This window comes from Caballeronia choica (assembly GCF_001544535.1).
Classification (GTDB): Bacteria; Pseudomonadota; Gammaproteobacteria; order Burkholderiales; family Burkholderiaceae; genus Caballeronia; species Caballeronia choica.
The window spans coordinates 59,197-65,936 of sequence record NZ_FCON02000038.1 but is presented as its reverse complement, the minus strand read 5'-3'; the positions used below and the strand labels follow the sequence as shown (position 1 = coordinate 65,936).

5 protein-coding genes are annotated in these 6,740 nt (G+C 63.9%); 3 read left to right on the top strand and 2 right to left on the bottom strand.

Translation table 11 applies throughout. The features are described 5' to 3' along the window. Nucleotides 1–540 precede the first annotated feature (540 nt). Both AWB68_RS18425 and AWB68_RS18420 read left to right on the top strand, forming a co-directional pair. Complete coding sequence (locus AWB68_RS18425; RefSeq protein WP_087645778.1) at nt 541–1,710, top strand: efflux RND transporter periplasmic adaptor subunit; 1,170 nt, start codon at nt 541–543, stop codon at nt 1,708–1,710. Beyond that, the gene (locus AWB68_RS18420; protein WP_087645777.1) at nt 1,707–3,173 is read left to right on the top strand and encodes an efflux transporter outer membrane subunit; all 1,467 of its coding nucleotides are present in this window, start codon (nt 1,707–1,709) and stop codon (nt 3,171–3,173) included. Before AWB68_RS18425 ends, AWB68_RS18420 begins: the two co-directional genes overlap by 4 nt. 59 nt (nt 3,174–3,232) lie before the next feature. Here the strand turns inward: AWB68_RS18420 and AWB68_RS18415 are convergent, their stop codons facing one another. Further along, nucleotides 3,233–4,237 carry a threonine/serine dehydratase family protein gene (locus AWB68_RS18415; protein ID WP_087645776.1) on the bottom strand — a complete coding sequence of 335 codons (1,005 nt, stop codon included), beginning with the start codon at nt 4,235–4,237 and terminating at the stop codon, nt 3,233–3,235. Nucleotides 4,238–4,260: 23 nt separating this feature from the next. Then, a complete protein-coding gene (argE, locus tag AWB68_RS18410; protein WP_087645775.1) occupies nt 4,261–5,478 on the bottom strand; it encodes an acetylornithine deacetylase in 1,218 nt (405 codons plus the stop codon). A 324-nt stretch (nt 5,479–5,802) separates the two neighbouring features. Between argE and AWB68_RS49525 the strand changes: the two genes are divergently transcribed. Continuing rightward, complete coding sequence (locus AWB68_RS49525) at nt 5,803–6,738, top strand: hypothetical protein (RefSeq protein WP_235028402.1); 936 nt, start codon at nt 5,803–5,805, stop codon at nt 6,736–6,738. The last annotated feature ends 2 nt before the right edge of the window (nt 6,739–6,740 follow it).

The following is a 6,740-nucleotide window of genomic DNA, read 5'->3' as shown; positions in this document are numbered from 1 at the left end:
TGTTGGCATGTAGAAAAGGCGCGCACGTCGCACCGCTGCGCGGAGTGGAACAGCAGTCATTCATCCGTCTAGGCACTGCGTGCCCGACGCCAGGTCTGCTAGCGGTGGTGAATAGAAGCATGCAGCAAGCACGAACGTAGGATGTAGAGATAGCGATGGGTTCGGATTTCGGTTTTGCATGACGGGTAAGCGCGTAGCGCGAGGCTGGATGAATGACTGCTGGTCCACTTCGTTTAGCGGTGCGACGTGCGCGCCTCTTCTACATGCCAACAACGATGAAACCCCGCTAAGGACACTCCCCCGGTTGGACCACTCCGAGGGAGCGGTCTGGAGGCGCATGGCAAGGATTGGCGTTGTGAAGCTGCTTTCTTTGCTTACTTTCTTTGCAGCAGCAAAGAAAGTGAGTCCCGCCCCGGACAGGGGCAGAGCAAATAAACCGACACCAATACAAGTTCCATGGAAGCACAAGCGCATCAAACGGTGTAAACAACGCACAACCCACCGCACCACAGCATTCGAGAACCTTCATCCGGAGCATTCATGAACGAGCAGGGACCGCAGGGACCACCCCACTCCAGGCTATGGCTCATCCTCGCGGTGGTGGTCGTGCTTGCGCTGATCGTGCAGGGCATCGTGTCGCGACGCACCGCCCACGCCGAACTCGAACGCGACGCCGATCACTACAGCGTGCAGACCGTCGAGGTCATCACGCCGACGCGCATGAAGGCGACCCAGGACCTCATTCTCGCGGGCGACATCCGCGCGTTCTCCGACGCGCCGATCTTCGCGCGCACGAACGGCTATCTGCGGCGCTGGACCGTGGATATCGGCGAGCATGTGAAGAAAGGGCAACTGCTCGCCGAGATCGATGCGCCCGAAATCAACGACCAGCTACGGCAGGCCCGCGCCGACGAACAGACCGCGCGCGCGAACTATCTGCTCGCGAAAACGACGGCCGACCGCTGGGTGCAAATGCAGAAGAACAACTCCGTCTCGCGCCAGGAAACCGACGAGAAGAACGGCGACATGCTCGCGAAGCAGGCCGCGCTCAACGCAGCGCAGGCGAACGTGTCGCGGCTCTCGCAGCTCGTCTCGTTCCAGAAGATCTATGCGCCGTTCGATGGCATCGTCACGGCGCGCAATACCGATGTCGGCCAGTTGATCGACGCGGGCAGCGCTTCGGCTGCCCGCGAACTGTTCCACCTCCAGGACGCGACGACGTTGCGCGTGTTCGTCGACGTGCCGCAGGCGTATGCGCGGCTCGTGCACGTCGGCCTGCCCGCCGAATTGCTGCTCAACGAGCAGGCCGAGCGCAAGTTCGAGGGCGTGACCGTGCGCACGGCGGGCGCCGTCGATCCGGTGGCGCGCACGATGCGCGTCGAGGTCGACGTGAAGAATCCCGGCGGCGAACTGCTCGCAGGCGCGTATGCGCAGGTGCGCTTCAAGCTGACGAGCCCGAACCCCGGGCTGATGCTGCCGGGCAATGCGCTCTTGTTCCGGCCCGACGGCGTGCGCGCGGCCACCGTCGATGCGAACAGCCGCGTGAAGCTCTTGCCCGTCGTGCTCGGCACGGACTACGGCACGCGCGTGTCGATCGTGTCCGGCCTGGAGGGCAACGAGCGCGTGATTCTGAACCCGCCGGATTCGATCATCGACGGCGCCGCGGTGCGCATCGGCAAACCCGCAAAGCAAGAGGGCAAGGCGTCATGAGTGCGATGCGCGCATGGGTTTGCGGCGCGGCGTGGGCGGGCGCGCTCGCTGGCTGCGTGGTCGGGCCGGACTATGTGCGTCCCGATGTCAACGTGCCGGCGACGTACAAGTCGATCGATACGGGCGCAGAGGCGGCATCGTCGAAGGACTGGAAGCCCGCGCAGCCCTCCGATGCGAATCCGCGCGCGCCGTGGTGGGAAATCTACGGCGATCCGCAATTGAACGCGCTCGAACAACAGGTCGCCACCGCGAACCAGACCGTGGCCGCCGCAGCGGCGCGTTTTCGCGGCGCGCGTGCGGCCGTCGCGCAAGCGCGATCCGCGTATTTTCCGACCGTGACGGCGAATGCCGCGTTCAACCAGACGCGGGCGTCGTCGAATATTCTGTACAAGTCGAGCGCGGGCGTGACCGTGCCCGACTACCTGATCGAAGCGCAGATTTCCTGGGAGCCGGACTTGTGGGGCCGCATATCGCGCGCGGTCGAAGGCGGCACCGCCGAAGTGCAGGCCAGTTCCGCCGACCTGCAGAGCGCGATCCTTTCGATGCAGGCCGAACTCGCGACCGATTACTTCGAGTTGCGCGGCACGGTGGAAGAAGAACGCCTGCTTTCCGAGACTTCGCAGGCGTATGAGAAGGCGCTCGCCTTGACGAAGGACCGCTTCGCGGGCGGCATCGCGGCGGAGTCCGATGTCGCGCAGGCGGAGGAGCAACTGAAGTCGACGCAGGCGCAATTGATCGACCTCGAGACGACGCGGAACCGCCTCGTCAATGCCATTGCCATCCTGATCGGCCAGCCGCCGTCCAACTTTACGCTCGACGTTGCGCCGCTCAACGCGGGCAACGTGCCGAACCCCGGCGCCGCGCTGGATGCGTTGCCGCTCGGCATTCCGTCGACGCTGCTCGAGCGACGGCCGGACATCGCCGCTGCCGAGCGCCGCGTGGCGGAGGCGAACGCCCGAGTCGGCGTGGCGACGGCCGCGTTCTTTCCGAACCTGTTTCTCGCCGCGACGGGCGGGCTTGAGGCGACCCACTTCAGTTCGTGGTTGATGGCGCCGAGCCGTTTCTGGTCGCTTGGGCCGCAGCTTGCGTTCACCGTGCTCGACTTTGGCGGCCGTGCGGCGGCTCGCGATGCGGCGCGTGCTGCATATGACGAGAGCGTCGCGGATTATCGGCAGACGGTGCTTACGGCGTTTGGGCAGGTCGAGGACAATCTCAACGCTCTGGCCGTGTTGCGGCGTGAGCGCGATTCACAGCGCGAAGCCGTCGATGCCGCGCAGCGCGCCTTGAGCAAGGTTGGGAACCGGTACGAGAACGGGGCGATTACCTATCTGAGCGTGGTGGTGACGCAGGCGATCGTGTTGTCGGATCAGCGGACGGCCGTGAGTATCGAGCGGCGGCGGATGGCGGCGAGTGTCGCGCTTGTGAAAGCGCTTGGCGGGGGATGGGAGGTGGGCTCGGATTAGGGTTTGCGCTGGCGCCTGGGGTGGGCTTGGGACCCACCCTCAACCAGCGCCAGCACCCCTCAAGCACTCGCCAGATGCCTCACGAACGTGGCCGAATCGATATTGGTGCCACACAACAAAACCCCGACCCGCTTACCCTGCAACTGCCCGCGCAGCGGCCCGAGCAACCCCGCCGTCGCCGCCGCACACGAAGGCTCAACCGCTACCTTCATCTCATTGAAAAGCTGCAGCATCGCACGACGCAATTCCGCATCCGATACCGTCACGATCTCGTCGATATGGCGGCGGCATAGCTGATAGCTGTATTCCTCCGTATGCGGCGCCATCAGCGAATCGGCAATGCTGTGCATCGCGCCCATCTTCACCGTGTGATTCGCGGCAAAACTCTTGCTCATCACATCGGCGCCCGCCGGCTCGACACCATAAACATGAATCGACGGATTCGCGAGCCGCATCGCCGTCGATACGCCCGCCGCCAGGCCGCCGCCGCCGATCGGCAGGATCACCGCTTCGAGGTCCGGTGCCTGCGACGTCCACTCGTAACCCAGCGTCGCGGTGCCGAGCACGGTACGGTAGCCGTTGAACGGATGCACAAAGAAGCGGCCTTCTTCGGCCTCGATCCGGCGCACGATCTCGAATGCTTCGGGGCCATTGTCCGCGAACACGATTTCGGCGCCATAGCGCCGCGCAAGCGCGATGCGCGTCGGGCTCGCGCTGCGGATCATCACGACCTTCGCGCCGATCTCCATGCGCATCGCCGCATAGGCGACGGCCACCGCGTGATTGCCCGCCGACACGCACGTGACGCCCGCGCCGCGCTCGTTGGTATCGAGCGCGAGCAGGTTGGAGAACGCGCCGCGCGCCTTGAACGTGCCGCTCGCCTGCAGCAGCTCGAACTTGAACGTGACCGGCGTGCCTTCGAGCGTGGGAAAGTCGTGACGCTCGAAGGTCGGCGTGCGCGCGACCCAGGGCGCCAGCGCCATGTGCTGCTCGGCGATTTCGTCGAGGGTCGGGATCGGCGTGCCGTCGATCGTGTGGTCGGTGTGCTGGCTGGCGGTGGACATGGCGGTTCGACGTGTGGAGTGGATCAGCGGGCGACGTGAGCGTCGACCGACATGCTGTGAATGAACTTGCCGAGAAACGCCTCGCATGCCGCCAGTTGTTCCAGCGACACGTATTCATTCGCCTTGTGCGCCTGCTCGATGTTGCCCGGCCCGCAGACGATGCTCGGCACGCCCGCAAGCGCAAACAAGCCGGCTTCCGTGCCGTATGCGACCTTGTGCTTCTCCTGGTTCTCGGTCAGCGCGCGCACGAGTTGCGTGATCGCGGCCTGTTCCGACGCATCGAGCCCCGGCGCCGACGCGATCCGCGAAAATTCGATCGCGGCGCTGGCGTGCTCCTTCTGCATCTTCGGCAGCAGCGTTTCGCGGGCGTACGCGTCGATGCGGCTGAAGACGAGCTCGGGGTCCATCGTCGGCAGGTTGCGGAATTCGAACTGGAAACTGCACTCGGCCGGCACCGTGTTGACCGCGTTGCCGCCCTTGATCGTGCTCGTCTGCGCGGTGGTGAAGGGCACGTCGTAGAGTTCGTCGAACGGGCCTTCTGCGCGGAACTCGTCCGCGACATCGCGGATGAAGCAGATCAGGCGCGCGGCGTATTCGATCGCGTTCAGGCCCTTCGGCGTCAGCGACGAATGCGCGGCAAACCCGCGCACGCAGCAGTTGTACGTATTGATGCCCTTGTGCGCGATGATCGGGCGCATCGAAGTCGGCTCGCCGACGATGCAGCCGTCCGGCCGCACGCCGCGCTTTTGCAGGTCGGTGAGCATCAGCGGCGCGCCGGCGCAGCCGATTTCTTCGTCGTATGAAAGCGCGAAGTGGATGGGCCTCGCCAGCTTCGTCGCCTGCATTTTCGGCAGCAGGGCGAGCGCCGTGCCGATGAAGCCTTTCATGTCGCAGGTGCCGCGGCCGTAGAGCAGACCATCGCGGATTTCAGGCTTGAACGGATCGCTCGACCAGTCCTGTCCGTCGACCGGGACGACGTCCGTATGGCCCGAAAGCACGATGCCGCCGTTGGTTTCGCCGTCGTGCGCGGGCACGGTCGCGAAGAGGTTGGCCCACTGGCCGCGCTTGTCGGTGGTGATCGTGGATTCGACGCCCGCCGCACGCAATTCGTCGCGCACGGTTTCGATCAGGCCGAGGTTCGGGTTGCGGCTGACGGTATCGAAGGAGACGAGTCGTTCGACCCACGGAAGGGCCTGGGGCGAGGCGGTTTCGGTGTTCCCCGGTTCGGCGATATGGGACATGTTCTTCTCCTGCTGGATAGACTTCGATCATACCGAAAAGTTTTGGGAGCGGGTTTGTCTGTCGGGCATGTGTTTAAGGGCGCGGGCTCGCGTCTCGGGTGCGGTCCGATCGATCGCGAACGTGCCTCGTGACGTCGAATTGTGCTGATGTGCAGCGCACGGCGGAGACTGAGAGATTTCTGACGGCTCCGACTGCGTGCCTAACTCGAACCCGTTGGTGTCCGATCGTGGAGCGAATTTACTTGAGGATGGCTGACGATTTCTGATCTCGCGAGTGCTACCGATCCGCTACGATGCTTCGGTGTCGACGACGGATCGCAAGGCATGGCAATCTCACTGAAGACCGATGGCCGTAGCCGGTACCTGCTGTACCGGAATGATGACGTCCGCCTCATGGCTTTTGCGTCGCAGGAGGCGAAGCAGATGGCCATCGACGCGGGCAAGCGCTACACGGCGGCGGCTTATCCGGAGGTATGGGCGAAGGATGCAGATCTCGTAAGCCGGGTGCGCCAGTTCCTCGGCGACAACTTTCCCTGGCACGACCGGCTGACGAAGAATGGCGCCGGTCTGAACGTCGTTCGAACGCTGATGGACATGGTGCGCGGAGGAAGTGTCGTCGTGATCGTGGAGGATGTGCCCGCCCTCACCGGTCTGGGCTCGCCTCCGCCGGCGGCTGCGTCGTTCTGGGGCGTCGAGAACTATGATCCGCCGCGCTATGCGAGCGTCAGGGAAAGATACGAGGCTCAGATTGCGGAGTTGGAGGCGAGTGCGACACCGTGGGCGGTTATCGAGTCGATGAACGACGCGATCAACGCGAAGTTCATGCACGCGGCGGTGCTGGTGGATCCGGTCGGGATGCTACCGATTTTTGCCCGCGCAGGATGGGTCAGCAAGTATGGTTTGCCTGATCTTTCGAACTGGGGCGAGGTCGATGAGGCGGAGGGCGGCGATGGAAACTTCGCGGAAGACGTTCTGTTCGATGACGCGAGCGACAATCGAACGCAGGTGTCACTAAGCGACGCTGATCCGTTCGAGTACGTAGCCGGAGCCGCAAGCGCTGACGTCGAGGAACTGGCGGCCAGCACGGGAAATCCAGAGTACGCCGCAAAAATGCTTGGTTACGATCGCACTACGTTCGGCAACATGATTCACGTCATGAAGCCCGAGAACGGCTTGGGACCGGCGGATAATGTCATCTGGCACGACAACGGAGACGTGTATTTCAATGGGAAACTCATAGACAACATGCACAACTACTGACG

What these genes read in the sequence shown, in the direction of transcription:
- AWB68_RS18415 (WP_087645776.1), bottom strand. Translation starts at nt 4,237, where the DNA reads ATGTCCACCGCCAGCCAGCACACCGACCACACGATCGACGGCACGCCG.
- argE (WP_087645775.1), bottom strand. Translation starts at nt 5,478, where the DNA reads ATGTCCCATATCGCCGAACCGGGGAACACCGAAACCGCCTCGCCCCAG.
- AWB68_RS18420 (WP_087645777.1), top strand. Translation starts at nt 1,707, where the DNA reads ATGAGTGCGATGCGCGCATGGGTTTGCGGCGCGGCGTGGGCGGGCGCG.
- AWB68_RS49525 (WP_235028402.1), top strand. Translation starts at nt 5,803, where the DNA reads ATGGCAATCTCACTGAAGACCGATGGCCGTAGCCGGTACCTGCTGTAC.
- AWB68_RS18425 (WP_087645778.1), top strand. Translation starts at nt 541, where the DNA reads ATGAACGAGCAGGGACCGCAGGGACCACCCCACTCCAGGCTATGGCTC.